A 25351-nucleotide genomic window follows, 5' to 3' on the forward strand; every position below is an offset into this window, starting at 1 on the left:
TGGCGGGTGGCAGCTCATCCGGTTTATCTACTAGTTTTCAGGCTCTTGAGTTTATATTCCTTGGATGGCATATTTGCATGAGCTGGGAAATTGAATACACGGATGAATTCGGGGCCTGGTGGGAACATCTGGGTGAAAAAGAGCAGGTTTCGGTGTCGGCCAGCGTTGATCTGCTGGGCCTCTTCGGGCCGGGTTTGAGTTTTCCCCACAGCAGCGACATCAGGGGCTCTCGGCACGGCAACTTGCGAGAACTGCGCATCCAGCACGCGGGGCGGCCTTATAGGGTGTTGTACGCGTTTGATCCGCGACGATGTGCGTTGTTACTGATGGGCGGTGATAAGACCGGACAACATCGATGGTATGAAACGCACGTCGCCGTGGCAGAAAAGCTGTACGACGTGCATGTAGAAATATTGCGTAAAGAGGGCCGTAACCGTGGCTAAGAAATTCGCCGAACTCCAAGCTCGCATGACGCCGCAGGCGCGTGCCGAAGCCGAGCAGTTGCTTGAGCAACACCTCAAGGAAATGCCGCTGCACGAACTGCGCAAGGCTCAGCAGTTGAGCCAGGAAAGCCTGGCGAAAATATTGAATATCAACCAGGCCGCCGTCTCCAAAATGGAAAGGCGCACCGATATGTACATCAGTACGTTGCGTGACTACATCCGCGCGATGGGCGGCGAGTTGGAAATCATCGCGACGTTTCCCGACGGCCAGGTCAAGATCGAAAACTTCGCGTGCTGAAGTCCAGCAGGGTGTTTGGCAATCGCCACGGCATGCGCCGGGTATTCCTTAAAGGGTCGCTCTCGTGAATCAGCTTCTTGCCATGCGCGCCTTCGTCCGTGTGGTCGAAACCGGCTCATTCAGCCGTGCGTCCGACCAGTTGGGATTGCCGCGCTCCACCGCCAGCAAGTTGATCAACGACCTGGAAATGCACCTGGGCATCAAGTTGATGCACCGCACCACGCGTGCGCTGGCGCCGACGTCCGAAGGGCTGGAGTACTACCGCCATGCCCGGCGCCTGGTGGCAGAGCTGGATGAAGTCGACAGCGCCGTGCGCGGGCAAACCCTCAAGCCCAGCGGGCATTTACGGGTAGACGCACCGGCGTCGTTCGCCAATTGCCTGTTGATTCCGGCGCTGGTGGATTTTCACCGCGAGTATCCCGATATCACGGTCGCCCTGGGCATCAGTGATCGCTCAGTGAATATCGTGGGGGAGGGGGTTGATTGCGTGATCCGCGCCGGCAAGCTGGAGGACATGGCGATGATCGGTCGCAAGGTCACGGACCTTGAGTACCTCACCTGCGCTGCGCCGGCTTATCTGGAGCGCCGAGGTGTACCGGTGTCCCCGCAGGACCTGGCGCAACATCACCATAACGTCGGCTATTTCTTCGCCGGCTCGGGCAAGCCGGAACCGTTGATTTTCGAGCAGGGCGACACGCGCATCGAGGTGGAAAACTGCGCGTTTTCCACCAACGAGGGCAACGGCCTCAAGGAAATGCTGCTCGCCGGCCTGGGCGTCGGGCAGCATTTCAAGGCAATCGTGCAGCACTACGTGGACACCGGCCAACTGGTCAGCGTGTTGCCGCACTGGTCACGCCCGGCCACACCGCTGCATATTCTTTACCCGCCCAACCGGCACCAGAGCGCGCGGCTCAAGGTATTCGCCGATTGGGTGATCGGTACGTTCGGGGTCAGGGAATGATCGCGATCACGCGGATTTCCACGCGCATGGTCGGCAAGCCCAGCGCTTCGACGCCCTGTTGCGTCCAGATCGGCGCATGGTTGGGCATGTACTGGCGGTAGTGCTTGACCATCGCCTCGTTGACCTCGGGCGGGAAACCGCCGACGTGGTAGGAGTTGACGTGGATCACGTGCTCCCAACTGGCGCCGGCGGTGGCCAGGGTGCGCTCCAGGTTGTGAAACGCCTGGGCGATTTCCTCGCCCAGGTCGGCGGGGATCTGCAATTCATCGTCCCAGCCGCCCTGGCCGGAGGTTTCCACGCGATTGCCGACCTTTACCGCTTGCGAGTAGTGCAGGTGTTCGCGCAGGTAGTCGCCATAGCCTGGGGTGACAAAGAATTCGGGCGTGCTCATGGTGTTTCCTTGGGTTCAGTACAAGACCGGACCCAGGCTAGAGCACTGGATGGGCGAACAAAATCCCGAATTCATGCCATGACTATCTATCCATATGCACAATCGGCTGCGGCTCTACAGGTGCCAGGTTCGCCGGCTTGCGATACAGCCCCACGGCCAGCCCGGCGATGATGATGCCGATCGAAATCAGGTTCGGCGTGGAAATACGCTCGCCGATAATCAGCATCGAACTGGTGATCCCGAACACCGGAATCAGCAACGACAGCGGCGCCACGGTGGACACCGGGTACAGCTTGAGCAGCGAGTTCCAGCCCCAGTAGGCGAAGTGCGTGGCCAGGTACACCTGGAACAGGATGGACAGGATCGCCGTCAGGTCGAGGCTCGCCTGCAGGCTTTCGAACGGCGCACTGCCGTGCATCAGCCAGGCCGTGAGAAACAGCGGGATCGGTGGGATCAGGCTGGCCCACACCATGAACGAGAAGATCTCCTTGACCCCGGATTTCTTGATAATCACGTTGCCCACGCTCCAGGCCACCGCGCTGAGCACGATCAGCATGACCCCGAGTACCGCGTGGTTGCCTTCCTGGGTGGAGATGATCCCCGCCAGGCCGATCAGGGCCAGGAGTGCACCGAGCATCTGCGCGCCACGGATTTTTTCCTTGAACAACACAAAGCCCCAACCCATGGTGAAAAACACGCTGAGCTGAATGATCAATGAGGCAATGCCGGGGCTCACGCCCACTTGGATCCCGTAGTTGATCACGCCCCACATGCCCAGCCCGAAGATAAAGCCGTAGGCGGCGACATAGCTGAACTTCACGGCCGGGCGCTTGATGAAGAACACCAGCGGCAAGGCGGCGAGCGCGAAGCGGATACCCGTGAGCACAAACGGATCGATCGAGCGCAGGCCCAGTTTAGTGATGGGGAAGTTCACCCCCCAGACCAGGGTGACGAGAACGGCGAGTGACAAATGTTTTTTCAGCATGGACCCTCCTTGGGTCAGGCGGCACACCGCAATCGCGGTGCGCCGCGTGCAAATCAGTTCAGGGCGAAGCGTTGTTGCATCAGGCACAGCCCGGCCATTTCCATCAGCAGGTTGTCGGCCGAAGCACGTTGGGCCGGCGACAGGCTGGGCAGTGTAGCCAGCAAGGCGCGCACTTTACGCGGATCGAAGAACGGTACGTTGCTCAAGGCCGGGCCGCTCAGGACGTCGTGGATCATTTCGAACAGCTTCGACTGCGGGCTTTCGGACGCCGGCGGCGCGCGGAAGTACTGTTTCTTGCGATCCAGCACCGCCTGCGGCACATACGGGCGCATGGCTTCGCGCAGCGCGTATTTCTCGGTGGCGCCGCGCACTTTCATGTTCACCGGCAGGCGGCAGGCGGCTTCGATCACCTGGTGGTCCAGCAGCGGCGGGCGGCCTTCGAGGCTGCCGGCCATTTCCATGCGGTCGCCCAGCGAGGTGAGGACCACGTTCGGCAGGCTGGATTTGGCGACCATGTACAGCGAGCGGTTGACCGGCTCCCAGCCTTCGAGCGCGCGGGGGCTCAGACGGTCGTAGAACTGGCGATAGGCATCCACGTCGCAGAAGCGCTCGCGGAACTCATCGGTATACAGCTGCGCCAGCGGGCCGAACAACGCGGACTGGGTCTGCAGCCACGACACGCCGTGGCCGAGTTCGTCCTGCACCCACTTCACGTCATTCTTGCCGCCGGGCAGGTAGCGATCTTCGCTGCTGTGCAGGCGTCGGGTGAGTTCGGCGATCACCGCCGGGTCCTGGTGTTCGTGGTTGTACAGCAGCATGTCGCGGCGGTAATGCGGATAGCCGCCGAAGACTTCGTCGGCGCCTTCGCCGGTCAGCACCGCGCGCATGCCCTGGCCCTGCACGAACTTGCACAGCAGGTACTTGGCCACGCTGTGGGCGTTGGCGAACGGCATCTCGGCGTGCCACAGCGCGTTTTCGAAGTTGTCCGCCATGTCAGAGGAGTTCACGGACAACACGTTGAGGTGGGCGCGGTTATGCCGGGCGGCCACTTCGGCGTACTGGCGTTCGTCGTAGGCCTGCTCGCCCTCGAAGGACAAGTGGAAGGCCTGCAGGGGCTGGCCGGTCAGCTCGGTGGCGATGCCCAGCATTGCCGAGGAGTCCAGCCCGCCGCTCAGGCAGACGCCGACCGGTACGTCGGCATGCAGGCGCAGGCGTACGGACTCCTCGATGGTGCTGCGCAGCGTGTCGATGATCTCGGCTTCACTGCGCTGCTCGGTGGCCTGCGCATCGGGGAAGTCCCAGTCCCAGTACTGCTCGGTCTGCAGGCCGCTTTCGTCGGCGATGATCCAGCAACCCGGCTTGACGCTGCGAATATTGTTGAACAGCGTGCGGTCGCGCAGGATAAAGCCACGGCTGGCGTAGGCTTCGTGGTCCCACTGCGCCGGCACACCGGCTGCCAGCAGCGCCTTGATTTCGGAGGCGAAGTACCAGGCGCCTTCATGCTCGGTGTAGTACAGCGGCTTGACGCCGACCCGGTCACGCACGGCAAACAGCTTTCTGCGCAGGCGATCGAAGATCAGGATGGTGAACTCGCCGCGCAGTTGCTTGAGCCCGCGCACGCCGTGGCGGCGGTACAGGTGCATGGCGATTTCGCTGTCGGAGGAGGTCTTGAAGCGGCAACCGTAACCCTCCAGCTCTGCGCGAATGCGCTGATAGTCGTAGAACTCGCCGTTGACCATCATCACCAGGTCGCCTTCATCGGCGACGATCGGCTGGGTGCCATTGCCCAGCCCGACCAGGCCCAGGCGCACATACCCGAAAGCGGCCTGGCCCTTGGGGTCGAACCATTGGCTGGAGCTGTCCGGACCACGATGATGGATGGCGCGCAGGGCTGCATCGAACATGTTCGGGTTGAACGCACGAGGGTGTTTGGCAAAGACGCCAATGTATCCACACATAAGATTTACTCTATTGAATTTGTATTGGTCAGCGGCACGCTGGTGTTCAAACGGTGGTTGCCGGTTCCGGCATCAACTGCAACTCAGGCAGCACCGAGGCTGGGTGTATGCCAATCGAGTTGAGGATCTCGGGCATGGCCGAGTAGTCCGCTTCACCGGTCTCGATGAATTGGGTGGGCAGCAGCAGCGAGCGATCGCCGAACACTTCAAGCAGTTGCGGCAGGATGATTCGCCACGCGGAAATCTCGCGCATCGGGAAAATCCGGATCGAGTTGGCGATGCCCCGGGTAAACAAGGTGGTTTGTTGCGCGGTGAAGTCGCCGACCACCTGCTGCACGAACAGCGGGAAGATGTGCTTGTGCACCAGCTCGTCTTTTTTGTGCAGGGCCACGACGTGACGGAACACCGGCTGGATCTCGGGTGCGTCGCTGAGGTCGGCCAGGTAGTCGCTGATGAAGGTCTCCGACACCAGCGAGAAGGCCAGGCGGTAGATCTTGAAGTCCGCCTCGGACATCGTCGCCTGGGCCTGGCTCAAGTGGCGGGTCAATTCCAGCTCCGGCCATTTGATGCGCATGCCGCGCTGGGTAATCGCCAATTCACACATGTTGATCGAGAACAGTGTGTGGTAGGCCTCATCCGCCAGGGTTTCGGAAATGGTCGCGGCGCTGGCTGAGCTCAGGCGCGAGCCCAGTTGCAGCAGGTCGATGCAGGACGGGCAAATGATCTCGGTTTCGATGGCGATGGTTTTCTGGTTGTAGATCACCCAGCCCGCCGACAGGATCAGCAGTTTCAGCGCGTGGGGGTAGTGCTGGTAGTGCGGGTCATGGGCGAAAGGTAACAGGGCCTCGAGAAAGTCCGGGGCCTGCAGGTCGAGCTGGATATCCGGGCGTTGGGAATCGAGCTTGATCTGTGCGCGTTTGTGCCAGCTGCGTTCGATTTTGATCAATCGTTCATCGGCTGCGTCATTGCTGCGATAAAGATCGTCTTGAGTGCTGTGCTGAAACATGGTTTCACCGGGTTGATAGTGAGTTGTGAAGGCCATCCATGGTTTGCCGAGGAAGCTCGGCAACATTCACGACCGCGAGTTACACCGCCGGGGCGGTCTGGATCTTGTCCTTCTTGCGATCCAGGAAATCCGCCAGGCGATCCTGTGTGCGGGTGTCGGAGGACACCACTGCAGCAATCAAGGCTTCTGTCATCAGGCCGTCCTGCTGGCTTTGATCCACGATGCGTGGCAGCACGTGGGTGACCGCGTAGTTGGTCATGGGCAGGTTGCCGGCGATCTTGTGCGCCAGTTCAGTCGCCTTGAGCACCGCCTGGCCGACCGGGACCAGGTACTGCGCCACGCCGCGCTCGTAGCTTTCCTTGGCGTAGAGCGTGCGGCCGGTGAGCATCATGTCGGTCATCAGGGCGATGCCGGCGATGCGCGGGAAGCGCACCGAGGCGCCGACGCCCACATACAGGCCGCGCATGGCTTCGGGCAGCGAGAAGAACGCGCTGTCATCGACCACGCGAATACTGCAGGCCGTGGCGATTTCCAGGCCGCCGCCGATAGCGGCACCGGTAATGGCGGCCACAACCGGCACCTTGCCGAACTGGATCAGTTCAAAGGTTTTATGCCACTCACGGAAGGCCTGGACATTGTCGATCACCGATTGGTCGCGGATTTCCGACAGGTCCAGCCCCGTGCAGAAGTGCTGGCTGGTGCTGTAGAGCACGGCGGCACCAATGCCTTCAGGCAGGTTGCTGAAGGTCTCGCGCAGTTCATGCATGACCTCGAGAGACATGGCGTTGCGCTTCTGCGGGCGGTTGAGGCCCACCATCAACACCGCGCCATCTACTCGTACGTCCAAGTAGTTTTTGATCGTCATTTTCCGAGTATCCCTTCGATATGAACCCAACTTGGGGAGCGACGATTCTAGGTGGCAGAGTAATGGCCCGCTTGCTATGTCAGGTCATACTTTGACAAAATCGGGCCATGCCGCCGACCTTCACTTTTTCTCCTTACGAACTCGACAGCCCCGAAGCGGTGGTGACGCTGCGGGAGTACCCGTCCGGCACGGTGTTTCCACGCCACACCCATCGTCGGGGACAGTTCGCCTATGCCTCGACGGGGGCGCTGAAGATGTTCACCGACCTGGGTAACTGGGTGGTCCCGCCGCAACGGGCGATCTGGGTGCCGGGCGGGGTGGCGCATGAGATGCACATGCGCGGCGATGTGGTGATGCTCAACACCTACCTGGACGACGATGCGGCCGAGCGCGCCGGCTTGCAGGATTACTGCCAGGTGTTCGGGGTGTCGCCGCTGCTGCGGCATTTGCTGGAAGCGGCATTGGCCATCGGGCCGTCGGCGTCGCCGAGTGTCAGGGACCGCTGCGTGCTGACCCTGTTGATCGACGAGATCGGCGCCATGCCCGAGCTGCCGCTCAGCGCGCCATTGCCCTCCGAGTCGCGCCTGGCCCGTTCTTGTCAGCGGTTTCTCGAAGCGCCGACGCAGAAAATCTCCATCGGCGAAATGGCCGATTGGTCGAGCATGAGCCGGCGCACCTTTACGCGTAACTTCCGGGAGTGCACCGGCATGACCTTTGTATCGTGGCGACAGCAGGTCTGCCTGCTGGAGGCCACGGCGCGGCTCAGTCACGGCTCGTCGATTACCGATGTGGCCTTCGAGCTGGGTTTCAGCAGTTCCAGCGCATTCACCTCGGTGTTTCGCCGCAACCTGGGGGATTCACCGGCGCGCTACCTGGCCAAATCCAAGGCGGCGTCGATGTTCTGAAAGGAGGAGGGTGCCAACCTGGCGCCTTTCCCCCCAGCGGTACGGCGTTGAGTCTCACCCTTTGTTACTATCGCCGTCCCTTGTCACCAGGAGTCACCGCCCCATGCAGCACCAGTGGGATGAAATGCACCGCACTCGCAAGCCCACGTTCGTGTTGTGTGGCGAGCCGCAGGGGGAGGTGCTCAATCTCTATGTCCACGGTTATTCGGCGTTCTTCAATCAGCAACAACTGGGCAATTTCAAGCAACAGTTGGCGGCGATCGAAGGCTCGACCAACCTGATGCTGTTCTGGCCGGCGGGGCATTTTCTGGAAAACCTGTTTGCGCCGTTCAAGGACGTGATCACCGCGATGCTTGGCGGTGGTAGCCTCGGCGCGGCGACCGTGGGGGTGGGCAAGGCGATTGCCTATTTCCTCGACCATTACAAAAGTGTCGAGGCCCGGGTCGACGAAGTGGCCAGGAGCCTGCTGCCGGAACTCGCCGGTTACCTGCACGGGGAGGCGCTGCAAGTGCGGCGTATCAACCTGATCGGCCACTCCCTGGGCGCGCGCATTCTGGTCAAGAGCCTGTTGGCCAACCCCGAAACCGCTCGCGAGCTGCCGTTGGACAACCTGCTGCTGATGGGCGGCGCGATCTGTACGTCGAGCCCGTGGGACGAGGTCTCGGCGCCGCTCAAGGGACGGGTGATCAACTGTCACTCGAGCAAGGATTGGGCCTTGGCGATGAAACCTGACACCGAGCGCTGCATTGGTCGTTACGCAATCCCGGTGACCCCGGCGCTCAAGGCCAAGGTCACCAATGTGCACCTGGCCAGCTTCGATCACGCCGCCTACTGGCCGCAGTTGCAGACCGTGGTGCAGTACACCGACCTGTTGCAGGAGCGGCGCGGCATGATCCGCGCCGACCAGCGCAGCAGCGAGGTGCGCTTTGCCGAGGAGGACGCAGACCTGTTCCCGGCCCTGGTGCAGGCGCGGCCGGAAGAAGTGAAGTTCCTCGCCGAGTTGATGGCGCAAAAACGTAGTGCCTCGATCGATGCCACGGTACGCGAGCCGCTGAAGCTGGCCATCGAGTTGCAGCGCATGGGCGGCGACAGCTTCATGAATCTGGCCCGTGGCCATGGCGTTAATTACCGCCAGATCGCCGAAGATGTCGCGCAGCGCCTGGGGATCAAGTTCGATGAGCCCCTGGAGACGGTGGCTTTGGCTGATGTCGAAGCACGGGTCGCGGAAAAACTGATCGAGCAGTACAAGGCCAAGCTGAGCACGGCCGACCGCCAAGTGTTCGACGCTGAACTCAAGGCGGCAGCGCAAAAGGAGCAGGGCGTGTTCAGCCGTTTCGATGTCGGCCGCTCTGCAACGGCGGCGTTGAGCGGGACGGCACTGGCCGGATTGACCGGGTTTATCCTGCGCCGTGGGGCGGCCACGGCGATCCCGGTGGTGGGCCAGGCCTTGGCCGCCGCCATGCTGTTGGTGAGCGGGGTGCGTGCGTTTTCCGGCCCGGCGTATTCGATCACCACCCTGGCGGTGCTGGTGGTCGGGCTGATTCGCCAACGCATGGAGCGTGAAGCGCTGAACCAGGAGATTGACTTGGTGGTGCAGGTGGTCGAGACGTTTGACCTGCCTCGGGACACGGTGATGCGCACGGTCGCATCCGACTGATAAGCTGCGCCCTTGTCTTGTGTGTTTGCCTGGGATACCGCGTGAAATTCAGCCTGCCGAAAATCGCTACCGCTCCATTCTGTCCACCGGAAGTGGCCGGCTCCGTCGCCGTTGATCCCAACGCTTCGTTCTTCAAACGCATCCTCATGTTTGCCGGCCCCGGGCTGCTGATCTCCATCGGCTACATGGACCCGGGCAACTGGGCCACGGCCATCGAGGCCGGGTCGCGCTATGGCTACAACTTGTTGTTCGTGGTGCTGCTGGCCAGCCTCGCCGGGATGGCGGTGCAGTGCCTGTGCTCGCGGCTGGGCATCGCCACCGGCAAGGACCTGGCGCAACTGTGCCGCGAGCGCTACAGCCCGCGTTCGGCACGCACCCAGTGGCTGCTTGCGGAAGTCTCGATCATCGCCACCGACCTCGCCGAAGTGCTTGGCTGTGCCCTGGCGTTTCACTTGCTGCTGGGGGTTTCACTGACAACCGGCATCGTCATCACTGCCTTTGACACCTTGCTGATCCTCGCCCTGCAAAACCGGGGCTTTCGCCGCCTGGAAGCGATCATGCTGGCGTTGGTGGCGACCATCGGCGTGTGTTTCTTCATCGAGCTGGTGCTGATCAAGCCTTACTGGCCCGACGTGTTCAGCGGCTTCACGCCCTCATTGTCGGCCATCAGCGACGCTGCGCCGTTGTACCTGGCCATCGGCATCCTCGGGGCCACGGTGATGCCGCACAACCTGTACCTGCACAGCTCGATCGTACAAACCCGGCTGATCGGCAAAGACCTCGCCAGCAAACAGGACGCGGTGAAGCTGGCCCGGATCGACACCATCGGCTCGCTGGCCCTGGCGTTGCTGGTCAATGCGGCGATCCTGATCCTCGCCGCCGCGGCCTTCCACAAAACCGGGCACACCGATGTGGTCGAGATCCAGGACGCCTATCACCTGCTGGACCCACTGGTGGGCGGCGCCTTCGCCAGCATCCTGTTCGGCGTCGCCTTGCTGGCGTCCGGGCAAAGCTCGACCTTCACCGGCACCATCGCCGGGCAAGTGATCATGGAGGGCTATCTCAACCTGCGCATCCCTTGCTGGCAACGTCGCTTGATCACCCGTGGACTGGCGCTGATCCCGGCGTTCCTGGGCGTATGGCTGATGGGCGACGACGCCATCGGCAAACTGCTGATTCTCAGCCAGGTGGTGCTCAGCCTGCAGCTGCCATTCGCGCTGTACCCGCTGATTCGCATGACCGGCGACAAGCAACTGATGGGACCGTTCGTCAATCGGCTGCCGACCAGGATGCTGGCGTGGTTCCTGTTTGCGGTGATCAGTGGGGCGAATGCGTGGTTGATTGGCCAGTGGGTGTTTTGATCAAGCCTGCGGGGCCATTGGGATGATTTAAACTTTCTTGTAATGCACGACTTCCATGGCGTTTCCCCAAAAAAAAGATCTGCTGGGAGTCTGCCCGAGCCTGCCGTGCTGGAAAATGCTGGCCCGGAAAAACAGAACGGGCCTACCTCATTGGGTGGGAAAAATCCGCAGCAGCGATGTCCTGCACACTCAACCCGCCTCACCGATCCCAATACGGCACGCTGCCAAAACACTCCACGAAGTAATCGATCACCGTGCGCACCTTCAGCGACAACCGTCGGCTCCCCGGCCACAACGCGGCGATCTGCTGGGGCTCCAGGGTGGTCGCCACCTCATAGTCCGTCAGTACCGCCTGCAACGTGCCGGCGCGCAGGCCTTCGCCGATCAACCAGGAGGGAAACACCACCAGCCCCAGGCCTTGCTCGGCGGCGTGGGTGAGGGTGTCGGCGTGGTTACCGGTGATCGGGCCCTTGACGCTGTAGGGCTTCCAGTCGCCCTGGCCCTTGCGGAAGAACCAGCGTTGCTGGCCGGTGATGCCCTTGTAGGCCAGGCACTGATGGTCGATCAGTTCGTCAGGGTGGGTCGGCGTGCCATGCAGGGCCAGATAGGCGGGGCTGGCGGCAAGGCGAAAACGCTGCGGGGCAAAGATGCGAGCCTGCATGCTGGAGTCGTTGAGCACGCCGATGCGAAACATCAGGTCGGTGCCGTCTTGCAGCGGGTCGACGTAGGTGTCGGTCTGCTGGATATCCAGTTGCAGCTTCGGGTAGCGCCGGCACAACTCGCCCAGCCACGGTGCCAGGTGGCGCTGGCCAAAGACCATCGGCGCGTTGATGCGCACCAGGCCGCTGGGTTCGCTTTCCTGCTCCTGCAGTGCTTGGCCGGCGGCTTCGAGTTGTTCCAGCATCAAGCGCGCGTGGCGTCCCAGCAAACGCCCGGCCTCGGTAGGGCTGACCGCGCGGGTGTGGCGATAGAGCAATTGCTGGCCGAGGGCCTGTTCCATCAGTTGGATCTGCCGGGAAATCGAGGAGGGTGCCAGGCTCTCGCGGCGTGCCACTTCCGAAAAGCTGCCATGGTCCAGCACCGCGACGAACAGGCGTAGCGCCTTGAAACTCAATTCATTCAAGCCCTGCATCATGCCTCCAGGTTGTGCGTAATGCGCAAAGGTGTTGTCCGTATGCTCCCATTTATCGCACAGGACGACCACCGGATAATGCGCGTCATCCAATCCTTTGTTGATGTGCAGGTGATGTATGCAAGCAAGTTCTATCGAGGGCGTGGCGCAAGCCAAGCCGAAAAAAAACCTCCTGCGGCTGCTGCTGTTGCCGTTGGTGATCCTGGCCGGTATGGGGCTGTCGGTCGAAGCCGGCCTGCTCGGGCCGCTGGGCGTGCAAGTCGGGCATTTGTGGGCAACCTTGAGCATCTTCGGCGTCGGCTCGGCGATCCTGTATTTGCTGCTGTTGTTCAGCGGTCCGCAAAAGGGCCCGGCCCTGTCCGAGCTGCCGCGCTGGCAATTGATCGGCGGCTTCCTGGGGCCGATGTACGTGGTGGTGCTGACCCTGGCCACGCCGCATATCGGGATTGCCATGACCATGATCGCGATTCTGTCGGGCCAGGTCGGCAAGAGCGTGCTGATCGACCATTTCGGCTGGTTCGGCACGGCGCGCAAGCGCGTGAATGGCGAGCGCTGGATTGCCCTGGCGTTGATTGTGGTGGCACTTGTTTTGATTGCACGAGGTTAAGGCGATGAATCTGATTCTGTTATTGGTACTGGTAATTGCCGCAGGGGCGGTGTTGAGTGTGCAGGCTGCGATCAATGGTCGCCTGGGCCAGGCGGTGGGTGTATTGCGCGGCAGCCTGGTGACCTTCGTGGTCGGGGCGATTGTTACCGCGCTGATGATTTTGTTCTTCGAACCGGCCTATCCCGTGACCCTGTTGGACGTGCCTAAATGGCAACTGACCGGTGCGCTGTTTGGTGTGGTGTACATGATGGTGATGGTCGGCGCGGTGCCGGTGGTCGGTACGGCGGTCGCCACCGTGGCGGTGATCCTCGGCCAACTGGGCATGGGCATGCTGATCGACAACTTCGGCTGGCTGGGCAACCCGGCGATCGAATTGTCGGGCGCCCGGATCGTTGCAATGGCGTGTCTGGCCCTGGCTTTGGTGTTCATGTACCGCAGCAATACGCGCACCGACTGATGGTTTGAACCATCGACGGCGGGCCGCAGTCACTGCTTAAGGTGCCGGCGCTCGCCGCACCGGGACGACCATGAAGAAGGAGTCTGACCATGCCCGATAAAACCTGTGCCTGCCCACACTGCAAGTGTGTGCTGGGAGCTGATGCGGTAATGAAGGACGGCAAGGGCTATTGCTGCCAGGGCTGTGCGGAGCATCATGCCCATGGCGAGCCGTGTGCGGCGGCCACTGGCTGCGAATGCGCCAAGTCGGCTAAAGGCTAACCCCCGTAGGAGCCGGCTTGCCGGCGATGCGCCCCCAAGGACTGCACGAATCTTGAGGTCGCCATCGCCGGCAAGCCGGCTCCTACGCAGTTTCTACGGTCACTGGCGTTCGAGTTCGAGCCGCAGGCTATGATCGGGCAGGCGTTGACGGTCCTTCACCACGCCGCTGGTACGGCGGCCCTCCAGCGCAAATACGACGGTTTGCGCGTCATGCAGATCATCCGGCAGTGGCTGGAAGACCTTCAGCACCAGCCAGCCTGGCGCGTGTTGCAGGCTCACTTGACACTCGGCCTGTTTGGCCAGCGGCCCGAACAAAGTGTCGCGGGTGTAATCAATGCGCGCCCTGCCGTTGATTGAATCCATGGTTCTCTCCCTGATCAAGCCTGAGCGCGCGCATCCGAGCGGCGCCATTGCACGTTGGTAATGCCGAACTTCTCGGCCTGCTCCCGGCTGGTCTTCTTGACCTGCTCACGGGCGAAACGGCCGATACGGCCCACGCCGGCATCACAGCTTGCCCAATGCCAGGCTTCCAGGGTGTCGAGCTTTTCCAGGCGGATGATGAATGACTTCGGCTCGCCATGGAGGCTGTAGTCGATCACGAACAGTTTTGCGTTATTCATTGGCCCATCAACCCTGGTGGTGTAAAGCAAGTGATCCTCGCGGGCGCTAAAAATTCACTCGGATTGTCGAGCGGTGGTCATTACCATGGCGGCTCACCCTTGATTGATGTGCTCCCCATGGCCCTGGCTGCGCCCCCCGACCTCAGTGATCACGCCGTCCCCGTGCAGCCGTTGGCGCGTACTTACCCGCGTGGGTTGTACGTGGAGCCCCACAGTCACGACTGGGGACAATTGCTCTACGCCATGAGCGGCGTGATGTGGGTCGAGACCCCCCGCGAAGCCCTGGTGGTGCCGCCCCAGCGTGCCGTGTGGCTGCCGCCTGGGGTGGAGCACGGGATCCGGGTGGTGTCGGACCTGCAGATGCGCAATATCTACCTGCGCCCATCATTGGCGGCGACGCTGGACAGCCAGGTGCAGGTGATTGAGGTCGGCGGGCTGCTGCGTGAGCTGATCGTCGCGCTGGTGGAGCAGGGCGACAGCGCTGACGCGGCGTATTACGACGCGGTGGTCGGCCTGGCCCTGCTGGAACTGCAACGGGCGCGTCGCTCGCAGATCCGCATCGCCATGCCGGTCGAGGCCGACCGGCGCCTGATCAACGCGTGCCAATCGGTGATGGCCGAGCCGTCCCTGGAAATCCCCTTCGAGCAGCATGCGGACACGGCCGGTGCCAGCGTGCGCACCTTGGCGCGGCTGTTCCAGCACAACCTGGGCATGGGCTTTGCCGAATGGCGCCGCCAGGTGCAACTGGCCACGGCGGTGGCGGAGTTGATCCAGGGCCAGTCTGTCAGTGCGATCGCACGTTCGCTTGGGTACTCGCCGAGCAGTTTCAGCGACATGTTTCGCCGCGAACTCGGTGTGGCGCCTTCGCAATACGTCGGCTGAGGGGTTGGCCGAAATCCTGAAGCACTTGGCCGATGCTTCAGAAATGGGCTCTCTACACTGAGCCCATCAACCCCCTGAGGCGCAGCCCCCATGAACTACCTGATCTCCCTCGCCATCGGCCTGTTTGTCGGCGTGATTTACGGCGCGCTGGATTTCCGCTCGCCCGCGCCGCCGGCCATCGCCCTGGTGGGCCTGATGGGCATGCTGCTCGGCGAGCAGTTGTGGCCCATGGGGCGGCAGCTGGTCAGCGGTTGGTTGTCCTGATTTTCTTTCTCTCCTAAGGATTGCGTCATGAAAGCACTGCAGTTTTCCGCTACCGGCGACCTTAACGCCCTGGGTTTCGTCGATGTCGCTACCCCGGTGCCGGCGGCCGGTGAAGTTCTGGTCCAGATCAAGGCCGCGGGCCTGAACCCCAGCGATGTAAAAAACGTGCTCGGCCGCTTCCCCTACACCACCTTGCCGCGCATTCCGGGCCGCGATTTTGCCGGTGTGGTGGTGCAGGGGCCGCCGGCGCTGGTCGGTCAGGCCGTGTGGGGCACCGGACGCGACCTGGGCTTTTTCGCCGATGGTTCCCACGCCGAGTACCTCACCGTGTCCGCCAAGGGCGTGGCGCATAAACCCAGCCACTTGAGTTTCGCCCAGGCCGCAAGCCTTGGCGTGCCGTACACCACCGCCTGGGATGCCCTGGAACGCAGCGGTGTCGGCAAAGGCACGCGGCTGCTGGTGATCGGCGCCAATGGTGCGGTCGGCAGCGCGGCGCTGGCCTTGGCGAAAATTCGCGGGGCCCAGGTGCTGGCGGCGGTGCGCAAGGTCGAGCAGGTCGAGGTGTTGCAGGCGCAGGGTGTCGACGCGATTGCCCTGGGCACGCCGGACGAGCTGGGCGCGCAGGTGAACGCGGTGTTCAAGGGCGGTGCCGATGTGATCTTCGACACCACCGGTTTCTGGTTGCCGGCGGCCGTGGCCGGCCTGGCGCCATTCGGTCGCATCGCGATCATCGCCGCGCCGGTGGACGGCCACGTGCAATTGCCGGCCCTGGCCCTGTATCGCAAGGGTGGCTCGGTAGTGGGGATCAATTCGTTGCTCTACAACTGCGAGCAATGCGCGGTGATGCTCGAGCAGTTCGGACGCTTCTTCGATGAAGGCCTGCTGCCGCTGCCCACCGGCCTGCGCGAAGTGGTATTGGCCGACGGTGTGCAGTGCTATCAAGACGTAAACCAGGGCTGCGCCGACAAGATCATCCTCCTGCCCTGACACGCTCAAAAAAGGGGGGAGCGAGTGCAGGCTTGAGTCCCGTGTCTGGCGCAGTTCCACTGTGGGAGCGGGCTTGCCCGCGAAGGCGGAGTATCAGTAGCGGCTAAGCTGGCTGACCCACCGCCATCGCAGGCAAGCCAGCCCCCCCAAGTCAACGCTCGTCAGGCTTCGGGGACGCCTTTTTCCCACGCCGACCAGTTCTTCAGGATCGCTTGCACCAGCGGGTTGCCCGTGCGGTACAGGTTCTCCAGCGCCGGTACAAAACCGCCTTGATCGGCGTACTTCAGCAGGTTGTCCACTTCGCTGTAGCCCGGATAAGGGCGGTCGAAATCGGAACCGGCACGCACCACCGCCAGGCGCTGGATATCCACCAACCCTTCGCGACTGGCGCGCAGCAGGGCCTCGTAGGTGGAGTTGTCCTCCTGCTGGGTGGTGCAGTACTCGCCTTTATTGTCCGTGAGCAGCTGGGTCCAGACTTCGGCGCGCTCGCTCAGGCGTGTGCCGGAGAACCAGGTGTTGCCCGCCAGGGTGTCGCAGCGGGTGACCTGCGGCGGCTGGTTGGCTGGCGCGGCGGGGTAGTGTTTGCGCCAGGCGCTGGATTCCTTGCTTTCCGTGAGCTCGACTTTTTGCGACAGCGCAAACGCCTTGGCTTGCAGCTTCGGGTTCAGCTCAAACACTTCGGTCTTGTAGTCCAACGGTGGTTTCTCGTTGGGCCCCTTGGTGTTGATGCCGATATAGCCGGTTGGCCACTCCTTGGGCGCATCCCGCGAGTCCAGCTCCCACTGGGTGCCGAATTCCACCAGGTAATGCGCCCACGCCGCGGTGCCGAGGGTGCCGTGCTTGGGGCTGATGCCGGCAATCCCGGCGATCAGGAAATAGCTCTGGCGCAGGTCGAACTTGGGCGACAGGGCCAGTGCCAGGGTGGACGCGGCGGCGTTGGTCTGGCCCATGCCGGTGACCAGCAGGCAGACGTCCTCGGTGTTGCAGCGGATCACCGGGTATTCGGCCGACAGGCCCGGCACGCGCACTTCCTGCTTGAGTGCCAGGCGGTCGATCCAGGTTTGCGCCTCGGGGGCGAACATGGTGATCAGCATCACCTTGGGCTTGATCGGCGCCGGTGTATCAGCCAGCACCACGTGGGGCAGCAGCGCCAGGCCGATGGCCAGTGACAGACGGGTAAACGCTTTCATCGAATGCTCCTTGATCAGAATTGATAGCCCACGCCGGCGTAGTAACCCCAGCCGTCGGAGCGGGCGCGGAAGTTGCCCTCGCCAAAGTTCAGCTCGCTGCCATCCTCCCAGTTGCCGCCGTTATGAAAGTAACGACCGACCAGGGTGAAGCGCAGGTGTGTGAACGAGTACAGCAGCACGTTGGTTGCCACCAGGGAGTTGGCGGTGCGCGCCGGGTTGTCCTTGTGCAGGTCCGAGCCGAAATCGTAGTTGGTGAAGCCGATGTAGGTCAGCGAGGCACCGTTGTCGAAACTGCTGATGGGCACGATGTACTTCATCTGCGCGCGGTAGCCATCCCAGGAATATTCATTGCTGGCGCCGTAGTTTTCCCACTGGTAACGCCCGTAGAAGTTCGCCGACAGGTTGACCCGCGAGTGGGTGTCGATATCGGTGCCGAGGCCGCTGTACAGGGTGTTGGCGCGGTTGTCCTTGTTGCTGCCGTGGTCGTAGATCCAGTCGAACGCCACGTACCATTCCTTGAACGGGCCGATGGCCAGGCTGCGCCCCGCCAGGTAGTCGATGGAAATACGCGGCTCATGCTCCATGAACACCGGCGAGCCATGGTCCCACACGCCTTTGTCATTACTGTTACCGATGGTGAGGATCTTCGGCACGTCGATGTAGCCGTACAGCTCGAAAGGCCCCTTGCGGCCGAAGTACTCGTATTCCAGGTACACGTCGTCCTGCGGCTTGGGGCCGAAGCTGATGTCTTTGCTGCCGATCAAGGTCAGGTCCTGGTTGAACCAGTCCGACCAATACACGCCTTTTTTAGCCGGGCTGGCTTCGGGGCTGAGGGTTTCGCCCTGTGCCGAGTCATCCACGGGTTTTTGCTGCGCCAAAATGGGTGCACTGAGTACTCCCGTAACGGCAGCCAGTAGCAAGGAAACACCGAAGCAAGCACGAGGCCTTGAGGTGGGGTGCATTGAAAATCCCTATTCGTACGCGGTTGGAACCCGATTCTGCGGGTAGTGGTGAACTTGGCTGGCAAGTTCGTTCCGCAAACGTTTGCACGTGGCGTACCAACTTTGTTCAAGGGATTGAGCTGGATGGAAAAAAGCGCGATTAATCGACCTTTTGGTCAAAATTGGCTGGGTGTCATTTTCTCGATGCGATTGAACAGGTGCATCGCGGTTTCGCGCCGATACTCACTCGGTGTCTGGTTCATCTCGATGCGAAAATGCCGGTTGAAGTTGGACAGGTTGGCGTAGCCCACTTCAAAGCAGATATCTGCCACCGACATCTCACTCTGCAGCAGCAACCGACAGGCGCGTTGCACGCGGAATTTACGCATCAGGTCGATAAAGCCATGGCCGGTGTTGCGTTTGAAGAAGCGCGAGAAGCCCGGTTCGCTCATCTCCAGTTGTTGCGCGATGACCGACAGGCGCACGTCGCCGGTCAGCTCCGTCATCAAGTAGTCGAAGGCCTTGTTGATGCGTTCGGCGCTGCGTGCGTCCAGGGTCGGCGCGTAGCAGGGGCTGGCCAGCGCCTTTACCTGTGGGGGCGGGGCGTTTTTCAGAGTGTCGAGCAGTTGCAGGAACAGGATCAACCGCTGCAGGCCGTGGGCACTGCCGATGGCTTCCATCAGGCGGGCCGCCTGCAGCGCCGTGGCACCGGTGAACTCCAGGCCGCGCCGGGCTTGCTCGAACAGCGGCTGCAAGTCGCCGAGTTCGGGGAGGGTCTTGCGCAAGGCGAGGAGGGCGGCGCCGTCAAATTGCAGCACCACGTCGCGGCCGCTCAGGAATTCGCCGGGAGCCAGCTCGCCGATCCAGTCGTGCGGCAGGTCCGGGCCGATCAGCGCGACATGCCCGGCACCGAACGCGCCGATATAGTCGCCCGCCACCAGCTTGCCGCTGCCCTGGCGGATCAGGTGGATTTCAAATTCGGGGTGGTGATTCCAACGCGCCAGGTCATAGGGGTAGTCATGTTCGAACCAGCGAAAGCAGTGGTCCGGCTCAGGCAGGATCACTTCAAGCTCGGCAGGGCGGTGTTCGAACAGTTGGGCGCGGCTGATGGGCATGGTGATGCCTCTTTTACTTGTCGGATCGCCTCAAAATACGCGGGTTGGCAAGCCGTGCGCTACCCCTGGTTTCGCCCGGCACTGGTATTTTTTTGATCCTGGAATGGCGGTTAAAAAAGTATCAGTCGGGCATTCGCCCTGCGTTTGTGGGGGACTGGCCAAGCTGCTGTAATCGGCGCTCAACAACAAAAACAACAGGTGGAAACCGCCATGTTCAAGCTCCCGCACGCGTTGTTCCTGCTTTCCGGCCTGGCAGTGGCAATGCCCAGTCAGGCCGCCGACACCGTCACCATCGCCACCGTCAACAACAGCGACATGATCCGCATGCAGCGCCTGTCCAAGGTGTTCGAGCAGCAGCATCCGGACATCCAGCTGAACTGGGTAGTACTGGAAGAAAACGTGCTGCGCCAGCGCCTTACCACCGATATCGCCACCCAGGGCGGGCAGTTTGACGTGCTCACCATTGGCACCTATGAGACCCCGCTGTGGGGCGCCAAGCACTGGCTGGAGCCGCTGACCCAGTTGCCGGCCGATTACGATGCCGACGACATCTTCCCGTCGGTGCGCCAGGGCCTGTCGGTCAACGACACCCTGTATGCGTTGCCGTTCTACGGCGAAAGCACCGTGACCTACTACCGCACCGACCTGTTCAAGCAGGCTGGCCTGAGCATGCCCGTGCACCCGACCTGGACACAGCTCGGCGAGTTCGCCGCCAAGCTCACAGCCAAGGACAAAGGCCAATACGGCATGTGCCTGCGCGGCAAGGCCGGCTGGGGTGAAAACATCGCACTGCTGAGCACCATGGCCAATGCCTTTGGCGCGCGCTGGTTCGATGAGCAGTGGAAGCCACAGCTGACCAGCCCCGAGTGGAGCGCCGCCGCCAACTTCTACGTCAACACCCTCAAGCAATACGGCCCACCGGGCGTGTCCAGCAACGGCTTCAACGAAACCCTGGCGCTTTTCAACAGCGGCAAATGCGCGATCTGGGTCGATGCCAGCGTCGCCGGCTCCTTCACCACCGACAAGAGCCAGAGCAAGGTCGCCGACAGCGTCGGCTTCGCGGCTGCCCCCACCGAAGTCACCGACAAAGGCTCCTCGTGGCTCTACGCCTGGTCGCTGGCGATCCCGGCCACCTCCCAGCACAAGGACGCCGCCAAGGCGTTTATCGCCTGGGCGACGTCGAAGGCGTACATCCAGCTGGTCGCGGATAAAGAAGGCATCACCAACGTACCGCCGGGCACCCGTCAATCCACCTACAACGCGGCGTACCTCAAGGCTGCACCGTTCGCCCAGGTGACCCTGGAGATGATGAAGCACGCCGACCCCGCGCACCCCTCGGCCAAACCCGTGCCGTACGTGGGCATCCAGTACGTGACCATCCCCGAGTTCCAGGCCATCGGCACCTCCGTCGGCAAGCTGTTCTCGGCGGCGCTCACCGGCGGCATGTCGGTTGACCAGGCGTTGCAGCAGGCGCAGTCCACCACCGAGCGCGAGATGAAACGCGCCGGCTACCCGAAATAGTTTTGACAGGACACCTCAATGAAACGACTCGAAGGTAAGAGCGCGCTGATCACCGGATCGGCGCGCGGGATCGGCCGCGCGTTTGCCCAGGCCTACATTGCCGAAGGCGCCACCGTTGCCATCGCCGATATCGACCTGCAACGCGCCCAGGCTACTGCAGCCGAACTGGGCCCCCAGGCCTACGCGGTGGCGATGGACGTCACCGACCAGGCCTCCATCGACAGCGCGATTGCCGCCGTGGTCGCCCAGGCCGGCAAGCTCGATATCCTGATCAACAACGCTGCGCTGTTCGACTTGGCGCCCATCGTCGACATCACCCGCGACAGCTACGCGCGGTTGTTCTCGATCAATGTCGCCGGCACGCTGTTCACCCTGCAGGCTGCCGCGCGACAGATGATCAGCCAGGGCCACGGCGGCAAGATCATTAACATGGCCAGCCAGGCCGGGCGGCGCGGTGAGCCGCTGGTGGCGGTCTACTGCGCAACCAAGGCGGCGGTGATCAGCCTTACGCAATCGGCGGGGTTGAACCTGATCAAGCAGGGCATCAACGTCAACGCCATCGCCCCCGGTGTGGTGGATGGCGAGCACTGGGATGGGGTGGATGCGCTGTTCGCCAGGCATGAAGGTTTGCCGCCTGGCGAGAAGAAGAGGCGGGTAGGGGGTGAGGTGCCGTTCGGGCGGATGGGTACGGCAGAGGATCTTACCGGGATGGCAATCTTCCTGGCGTCCAAAGAGGCCGACTATGTGGTGGCCCAGACCTACAACGTCGACGGCGGCAACTGGATGAACTGATCCTGGTAGGCGCCCGGCAAGCCGGGCGCCTGCAGGGGTGGTTTACTCGGCGAAACTGCGATCAAAAAAATACACCACCCCGGGCTTCAGGTTCTCCACCGTCGCCTGGGGCCGGCCGCCTTCACCGTGCTTCTTGCGCCCCGTCTCACGCAGATACCCCGCCTCTGTCAGCTTCAATAGCCGCTGGCGAATACTGGTCTTCAATACCGGCCGCTCCAGCACCAGGGAAAAGATCGTGGTCGCTTCCGGTGCGCTGAATTCATTGCCCAGGAACATCAGCGGCAAGCTGCTGTACAGCGACTTGGAGAGCAACCGTTCCTGCACCGCCGCGACGATACTGTTGTGATCGAACGGCAGCTTGATGCTGCCATCGGCCACTGCCTTCAGCGCAAACCAGCCCTGGTGCTCACCCAGGCTGACTTCATCCGCGACGATCGCCAGGTAAAAGGTCGACGACGACCAGCAACGCGGATCGCGAAACGCGTCACCCACCGTGCCCACTTGTTCACTCCAGGCCAACGCCAAGCCGACCTTGTCGCTGGTGCGCAAACGCTCCACGGCAGCCTGGAGGCTCAGATCTTGCACGTCGCCATTCACCACCACGCCGGGCAGTGCCCAGTGCCCGGCAAACGGCTCGGCCTCGCGCTTGTTCAGCAGCAGTTTCAGTTCGCCGGCCGTGCGGCAATAGCACAACACGCACTGGTCGACGGTATGGAGGTAGGGGCTAAGGGGCATGTGACGTCCTTCTGAACAACGATGAGGCACAGTCTAGCGGATCGAACAGATATGTCATGTACTGGGCCCGAGATAGATATCTAAATGTTTCTTGCAATGAAAGTACATGACGTGTACTTTTGATTCCAGGCCACAGGAGAACCACCATGACCCTCGCGAAAACCGCCATTGCTTCATTTGACGTCGATGCCCAGAAGAGCTTCACGCCGCTGTGCCCCAACGAATTGCCCGTGGTCGGTGGTGATCAGATCGGTGCCGAACTCAACTTCATGGCCAGCCTCGCCGGCCACCGCGTCGGCAGCAAGGACGCGCACACCCCGCATGCCCCCTGGGTGGTCGCGCAGCACAGTGAGATGCTGCAGCCCACCGGCCTGGTCCACGCCGATGTCACCTGGGTCAGCCACTGCGTGCCGGGTACCGAGGGCTTTACCTTGCTCGACGAACTGCCCGCGCCTTATGACTACGACTACTTCATCTGGAAAGGCGTCGAACCCGACCTGCACCCCTACGGCGCCTGCTACCACGACCTGCACGACAAGCTCTCCACCGGCGTGATCGAGTACCTCAAGGCCCAAGGTGTCAGCCGCGTGATCGTCGGCGGCCTGGCCCTCGACTACTGCGTCAAGACCACCGCCCTGCAACTGCTCAAGGCCGGGTTTGAGGTGGTCCTGCACGTGCCGGCGTGCCGCAGTATCAGCGAGGAGGGCGGTGTGCAGGCCGTCAACGAGTTGCTCAAGGCCGGTGCCTGCATCAGCAGCACCCGCGAAGAACTGGCCGCGATGGCCACGCGTTAAGGAGAACCACCATGGAAAGTGCCTACGACTACGAATCCCCGGTGATCCAGGGCTTGCTCGACACCGACTACTACACCTTCACCATGATGCAGGCGGTGTTGCACCAGCACCCGAATGTCGATGTGGAATACAACTTCATCGTCCGCTCCAGGGAAAAGCTCGGCCACCTGATCCCCGCGTTGCGCGCCGAGCTGGAGAACATGGCCGGCCTGCAGATGCGTGAAGGCGAGCTGCGCTTTCTGTTCAACCCGCGTTTTCGCGAATACCTGACCCCGGACTACGAGCGCTTCCTCGGCCTGTTTCGCTTCAATCTGCGTTATATCCACGTCAGTGAGATCGACGGCCAGTTGAACATCCGCGTGGTCGGCCCGATGCTGCACTGCATCATGTTCGAGCAGCCGGTCCTGGCGCTGGTCAGCGAGTTGCGCAACCGCGACAAATACCCCGACGTGAGCCTGGAAGACGTCACCCGCAAGCTCTACCAGAAGTTCGACTGGCTGGAGAAAAACCTCAGCCGCGAGGAGCTGGCCGACTTGCGTGTGTCGGACTTCTCGACCCGCCGGCGCCTGTCGTTCAAGGCCCAGCGCGAAGTGATAGACATCATGCGCCGCGACTTCCCCGGCCAGTTCGTCGGCACCAGCAATGCGCACCTGGCCTATGAGTTCGACCTGCCGCTGATCGGCACCATGGCCCACCAATGGCTGATGGTGCACCAGCAACTGGGCCGCCTGCGTGAAAGCCAGAACGCGGCGCTGGAAAACTGGGTGCGCGAGTACCGGGGCCGCCTCGGCATCGCCCTGACCGACTGCATCAGCACCGACTTTTTCCTCAAGGATTTCGACCTGTACTTCGCCAAGCTCTACGACGGCCTGCGCCAGGACTCCGGCGACCCTATCGCCTGGGCCGACAAGGTGCTGGCCCGCTACAAACAGTTGGGCATCGACCCGATGACCAAGGACCTGATGTTTTCCGACGGCTTGAACTTCGAAAAATGCCTGCCGATCCTGCGGCACATCCGTGGCAAGGCCAAGTTCGGTTTCGGCATGGGCACCAGCCTGGCCTGTGATGTGGAGGGCGTCGAGCCGCTGAGCATCGTGATGAAGCTGGTGCGGGTGCACGGCGAGCCGGTGGTGAAATTCTCCGATGATCCGATCAAGAACGTCTGCGAAGACCCGTCGTTCTTGCAGTACGCGGCCCAGGTATTTTCTGTAGGAGAGGGCGTGCTCCCGAAAGCGGTGGATCAGCGCTGACGGGGTCGACTGACACGTCGTCTTCGCGAGCAAGCCCGCTCCCACAGGTCAATCCAGGCAATACAGAGGTGTGATATGCAAACCCAAGAACGTATCGCGCAGGAACTGAATATCGATCGGCAACTGGGCAAGGGCGATGAAGCCAAAGAGGTCCAGCGGCGCATCGACTTCATCAAGACCACCTTGCGCCAGTCGGGCTGCAAGGCCCTGGTACTGGGCATCAGTGGCGGTGTCGACTCGCTGACCGCCGGCCGCCTGTGCCAGTTGGCGGTCGAGCAACTGCGAAATGAGGACTACCCCGCGCGCTTTATCGCCATGCGCCTGCCCTATAGAATCCAGGCCGATGAAAGCGATGCCCAGGCCTCGCTGGATTTCATCGCCCCGGACCACATCGAGACCCTGAACATTGGCGCCAGCGTCGACGGCCTGATGGCCAGCCTCGACGCCAACCAAGCCAGCGCCAGCCACGTGGATTTCATCAAAGGCAACGTCAAGGCCCGCACTCGCATGATCGCCCAGTACGCGGTGGCCAACCTGCACAACGGCCTGGTGGTCGGCACCGACCATGGCGCCGAAGCGCTGATGGGTTTCTTCACCAAATTCGGCGACGGCGCCTGCGACCTGGCGCCGCTCTCGGGGCTGACCAAGACCCAGGTCCGCCTGCTGGCCAGCGCCCTCGGTGCCCCGGCGACGCTGGTGCACAAACTGCCGACCGCCGACCTGGAAGAGCTGGTGCCGGGCAAACCGGACGAACACGCCTACGGCTGTACTTATGCAGAGATCGACGCCTACCTGATGGGCGAGCCGGTGAGCGAACGAGTGAGGAGCCTTATCGAGCAGGCCTACCTCAAGACCGCCCACAAACGCGCACTGCCCATCACCCCCTCGTAGGCGCGGGCTCGCCAGCGAAAAACCCATCGGCACCGCGTACTTCCAGTATGCCCGCGTTATCGTTGTGGTTTTTCGCTGGCCGC

The 25351-nt window shown here is 62.2% G+C and carries 28 protein-coding genes and 1 pseudogene; 17 read left to right on the forward strand and 12 right to left on the reverse strand.

Features of this window, described 5'->3' with window-relative positions:
• The first annotated feature begins 77 nt into the window (after positions 1-77).
• The 3 genes from AC07SI_RS10005 to AC07SI_RS10015 all read left to right on the forward strand — a co-directional run bounded on the left by AC07SI_RS10005 (position 78) and on the right by AC07SI_RS10015 (position 1702).
• Positions 78-443 carry a type II toxin-antitoxin system RelE/ParE family toxin gene (locus tag AC07SI_RS10005; RefSeq protein WP_495005650.1) on the forward strand — a complete coding sequence of 122 codons (366 nt, stop codon included), beginning with the start codon at positions 78-80 and terminating at the stop codon, positions 441-443.
• Positions 436-741, forward strand: a complete 306-nt coding sequence (locus AC07SI_RS10010; RefSeq protein ID WP_065905971.1) for an XRE family transcriptional regulator — start codon at positions 436-438, stop codon at positions 739-741. The genes AC07SI_RS10005 and AC07SI_RS10010 overlap by 8 nt, the downstream gene beginning before the upstream one ends.
• Before the next feature lie 64 nt (positions 742-805).
• The gene (locus tag AC07SI_RS10015) at positions 806-1702 is read left to right on the forward strand and encodes a LysR family transcriptional regulator (protein WP_495005651.1); all 897 of its coding nucleotides are present in this window, start codon (positions 806-808) and stop codon (positions 1700-1702) included.
• On the opposite strand, the gene AC07SI_RS10020 is transcribed toward AC07SI_RS10015, so the two are convergent.
• The 5 genes from AC07SI_RS10020 to AC07SI_RS10040 form a co-directional block, all read right to left on the reverse strand.
• The gene (locus tag AC07SI_RS10020; RefSeq protein WP_495005652.1) at positions 1692-2093 is read right to left on the reverse strand and encodes a RidA family protein; all 402 of its coding nucleotides are present in this window, start codon (positions 2091-2093) and stop codon (positions 1692-1694) included. The two genes, AC07SI_RS10015 and AC07SI_RS10020, sit on opposite strands and share 11 nt — an antisense overlap.
• Positions 2094-2175: 82 nt before the next feature.
• Positions 2176-3078 carry an EamA family transporter gene (locus AC07SI_RS10025; RefSeq protein WP_065905977.1) on the reverse strand — a complete coding sequence of 301 codons (903 nt, stop codon included), beginning with the start codon at positions 3076-3078 and terminating at the stop codon, positions 2176-2178.
• A gap of 53 nt (positions 3079-3131) precedes the next feature.
• Positions 3132-5036, reverse strand: a complete 1905-nt coding sequence (gene asnB, locus AC07SI_RS10030) for an asparagine synthase (glutamine-hydrolyzing) (RefSeq protein ID WP_106804336.1) — start codon at positions 5034-5036, stop codon at positions 3132-3134.
• Between the two features lie 46 nt (positions 5037-5082).
• Positions 5083-6042, reverse strand: a complete 960-nt coding sequence (locus AC07SI_RS10035; RefSeq protein ID WP_065905981.1) for a diiron oxygenase — start codon at positions 6040-6042, stop codon at positions 5083-5085.
• A gap of 79 nt (positions 6043-6121) precedes the next feature.
• A complete protein-coding gene (locus AC07SI_RS10040; protein WP_065905983.1) occupies positions 6122-6907 on the reverse strand; it encodes a crotonase/enoyl-CoA hydratase family protein in 786 nt (261 codons plus the stop codon).
• Positions 6908-7014: 107 nt separating this feature from the next.
• Between AC07SI_RS10040 and AC07SI_RS10045 the strand changes: the two genes are divergently transcribed.
• The 3 genes from AC07SI_RS10045 (at position 7015) to AC07SI_RS10055 (ending at position 10830) form a co-directional block, all read left to right on the forward strand.
• Complete coding sequence (locus tag AC07SI_RS10045; protein ID WP_065905985.1) at positions 7015-7812, forward strand: AraC family transcriptional regulator; 798 nt, start codon at positions 7015-7017, stop codon at positions 7810-7812.
• A gap of 103 nt (positions 7813-7915) precedes the next feature.
• Positions 7916-9469, forward strand: a complete 1554-nt coding sequence (locus AC07SI_RS10050; protein WP_106804334.1) for a DUF726 domain-containing protein — start codon at positions 7916-7918, stop codon at positions 9467-9469.
• A 41-nt stretch (positions 9470-9510) separates the two neighbouring features.
• Positions 9511-10830: an Nramp family divalent metal transporter gene (locus AC07SI_RS10055; RefSeq protein WP_065905989.1), complete on the forward strand. Its 1320-nt coding sequence runs from the start codon at positions 9511-9513 to the stop codon at positions 10828-10830.
• A gap of 199 nt (positions 10831-11029) precedes the next feature.
• Here AC07SI_RS10055 and AC07SI_RS10060 read toward each other — a convergent pair whose 3' ends face one another.
• Positions 11030-11962: a LysR family transcriptional regulator gene (locus tag AC07SI_RS10060; RefSeq protein ID WP_065905991.1), complete on the reverse strand. Its 933-nt coding sequence runs from the start codon at positions 11960-11962 to the stop codon at positions 11030-11032.
• Between the two features lie 118 nt (positions 11963-12080).
• Between AC07SI_RS10060 and AC07SI_RS10065 the strand changes: the two genes are divergently transcribed.
• The 3 genes from AC07SI_RS10065 (at position 12081) to AC07SI_RS10075 (ending at position 13286) form a co-directional block, all read left to right on the forward strand.
• A complete protein-coding gene (locus AC07SI_RS10065) occupies positions 12081-12569 on the forward strand; it encodes a DMT family transporter (protein ID WP_065905993.1) in 489 nt (162 codons plus the stop codon).
• Between the two features lie 4 nt (positions 12570-12573).
• Positions 12574-13026 (forward strand): DMT family transporter, encoded by a 453-nt coding sequence (locus AC07SI_RS10070; RefSeq protein ID WP_065905995.1) that lies wholly within the window; start codon positions 12574-12576, stop codon positions 13024-13026.
• 89 nt (positions 13027-13115) lie between these two features.
• Positions 13116-13286: a metallothionein gene (locus AC07SI_RS10075; protein WP_016977247.1), complete on the forward strand. Its 171-nt coding sequence runs from the start codon at positions 13116-13118 to the stop codon at positions 13284-13286.
• A gap of 99 nt (positions 13287-13385) precedes the next feature.
• On the opposite strand, the gene AC07SI_RS10080 is transcribed toward AC07SI_RS10075, so the two are convergent.
• Positions 13386-13649, reverse strand: coding sequence for a hypothetical protein (locus AC07SI_RS10080; RefSeq protein WP_065905997.1), 264 nt, complete (start codon positions 13647-13649; stop codon positions 13386-13388).
• A 14-nt stretch (positions 13650-13663) separates the two neighbouring features.
• Positions 13664-13906 carry a DUF6555 family protein gene (locus AC07SI_RS10085; protein WP_065905999.1) on the reverse strand — a complete coding sequence of 81 codons (243 nt, stop codon included), beginning with the start codon at positions 13904-13906 and terminating at the stop codon, positions 13664-13666.
• Positions 13907-14023: 117 nt separating this feature from the next.
• Between AC07SI_RS10085 and AC07SI_RS10090 the strand changes: the two are divergent.
• The 3 genes and pseudogenes from AC07SI_RS10090 to AC07SI_RS10100 all read left to right on the forward strand — a co-directional run bounded on the left by AC07SI_RS10090 (position 14024) and on the right by AC07SI_RS10100 (position 16039).
• A pseudogene (locus AC07SI_RS10090) lies at positions 14024-14808 on the forward strand (AraC family transcriptional regulator).
• A gap of 70 nt (positions 14809-14878) precedes the next feature.
• Positions 14879-15052 (forward strand): DUF1427 family protein, encoded by a 174-nt coding sequence (locus AC07SI_RS10095; protein ID WP_074851542.1) that lies wholly within the window; start codon positions 14879-14881, stop codon positions 15050-15052.
• 27 nt (positions 15053-15079) lie between these two features.
• Positions 15080-16039 (forward strand): quinone oxidoreductase family protein, encoded by a 960-nt coding sequence (locus AC07SI_RS10100; RefSeq protein ID WP_495005653.1) that lies wholly within the window; start codon positions 15080-15082, stop codon positions 16037-16039.
• Between the two features lie 161 nt (positions 16040-16200).
• Here the strand turns inward: AC07SI_RS10100 and AC07SI_RS10105 are convergent, their stop codons facing one another.
• From AC07SI_RS10105 to AC07SI_RS10115, 3 genes are all read right to left on the reverse strand, one after another.
• Entirely contained in the window at positions 16201-17229 is a 1029-nt protein-coding gene (locus AC07SI_RS10105) for a purine-nucleoside phosphorylase (RefSeq protein ID WP_065906005.1), read from the reverse strand.
• A 14-nt stretch (positions 17230-17243) separates the two neighbouring features.
• Positions 17244-18191 carry a nucleoside-specific channel-forming protein Tsx gene (locus tag AC07SI_RS10110; protein WP_065906007.1) on the reverse strand — a complete coding sequence of 316 codons (948 nt, stop codon included), beginning with the start codon at positions 18189-18191 and terminating at the stop codon, positions 17244-17246.
• 155 nt (positions 18192-18346) lie between these two features.
• Positions 18347-19285, reverse strand: coding sequence for an AraC family transcriptional regulator (locus tag AC07SI_RS10115; protein WP_495005654.1), 939 nt, complete (start codon positions 19283-19285; stop codon positions 18347-18349).
• 210 nt (positions 19286-19495) lie between these two features.
• Here AC07SI_RS10115 and AC07SI_RS10120 point away from each other — a divergent pair, with 210 nt between their 5' ends.
• Together AC07SI_RS10120 and AC07SI_RS10125 are read left to right on the forward strand one after the other, a co-directional pair.
• Complete coding sequence (locus AC07SI_RS10120; RefSeq protein ID WP_495005655.1) at positions 19496-20806, forward strand: ABC transporter substrate-binding protein; 1311 nt, start codon at positions 19496-19498, stop codon at positions 20804-20806.
• An 18-nt stretch (positions 20807-20824) separates the two neighbouring features.
• The gene (locus AC07SI_RS10125; RefSeq protein ID WP_065906013.1) at positions 20825-21598 is read left to right on the forward strand and encodes an L-iditol 2-dehydrogenase; all 774 of its coding nucleotides are present in this window, start codon (positions 20825-20827) and stop codon (positions 21596-21598) included.
• Between the two features lie 42 nt (positions 21599-21640).
• Here AC07SI_RS10125 and AC07SI_RS10130 read toward each other — a convergent pair whose 3' ends face one another.
• Positions 21641-22333 carry an NUDIX hydrolase gene (locus tag AC07SI_RS10130; RefSeq protein WP_495005656.1) on the reverse strand — a complete coding sequence of 231 codons (693 nt, stop codon included), beginning with the start codon at positions 22331-22333 and terminating at the stop codon, positions 21641-21643.
• Positions 22334-22479: 146 nt separating this feature from the next.
• Between AC07SI_RS10130 and AC07SI_RS10135 the strand changes: the two genes are divergently transcribed.
• The 3 genes from AC07SI_RS10135 to nadE all read left to right on the forward strand — a co-directional run bounded on the left by AC07SI_RS10135 (position 22480) and on the right by nadE (position 25268).
• On the forward strand, positions 22480-23127 hold the full coding sequence (locus tag AC07SI_RS10135; protein WP_495005657.1) for a nicotinamidase: 648 nt from the start codon (positions 22480-22482) through the stop codon (positions 23125-23127).
• Positions 23128-23138: 11 nt separating this feature from the next.
• Entirely contained in the window at positions 23139-24377 is a 1239-nt protein-coding gene (pncB, locus tag AC07SI_RS10140) for a nicotinate phosphoribosyltransferase (protein ID WP_495005658.1), read from the forward strand.
• A gap of 75 nt (positions 24378-24452) precedes the next feature.
• The gene (nadE, locus tag AC07SI_RS10145; RefSeq protein ID WP_495005659.1) at positions 24453-25268 is read left to right on the forward strand and encodes an NAD(+) synthase; all 816 of its coding nucleotides are present in this window, start codon (positions 24453-24455) and stop codon (positions 25266-25268) included.
• Positions 25269-25351: the final 83 nt, after the last annotated feature.

The sequence above is a fragment of the Pseudomonas sp. GW821-FHT05D12 genome (assembly GCF_059419825.1).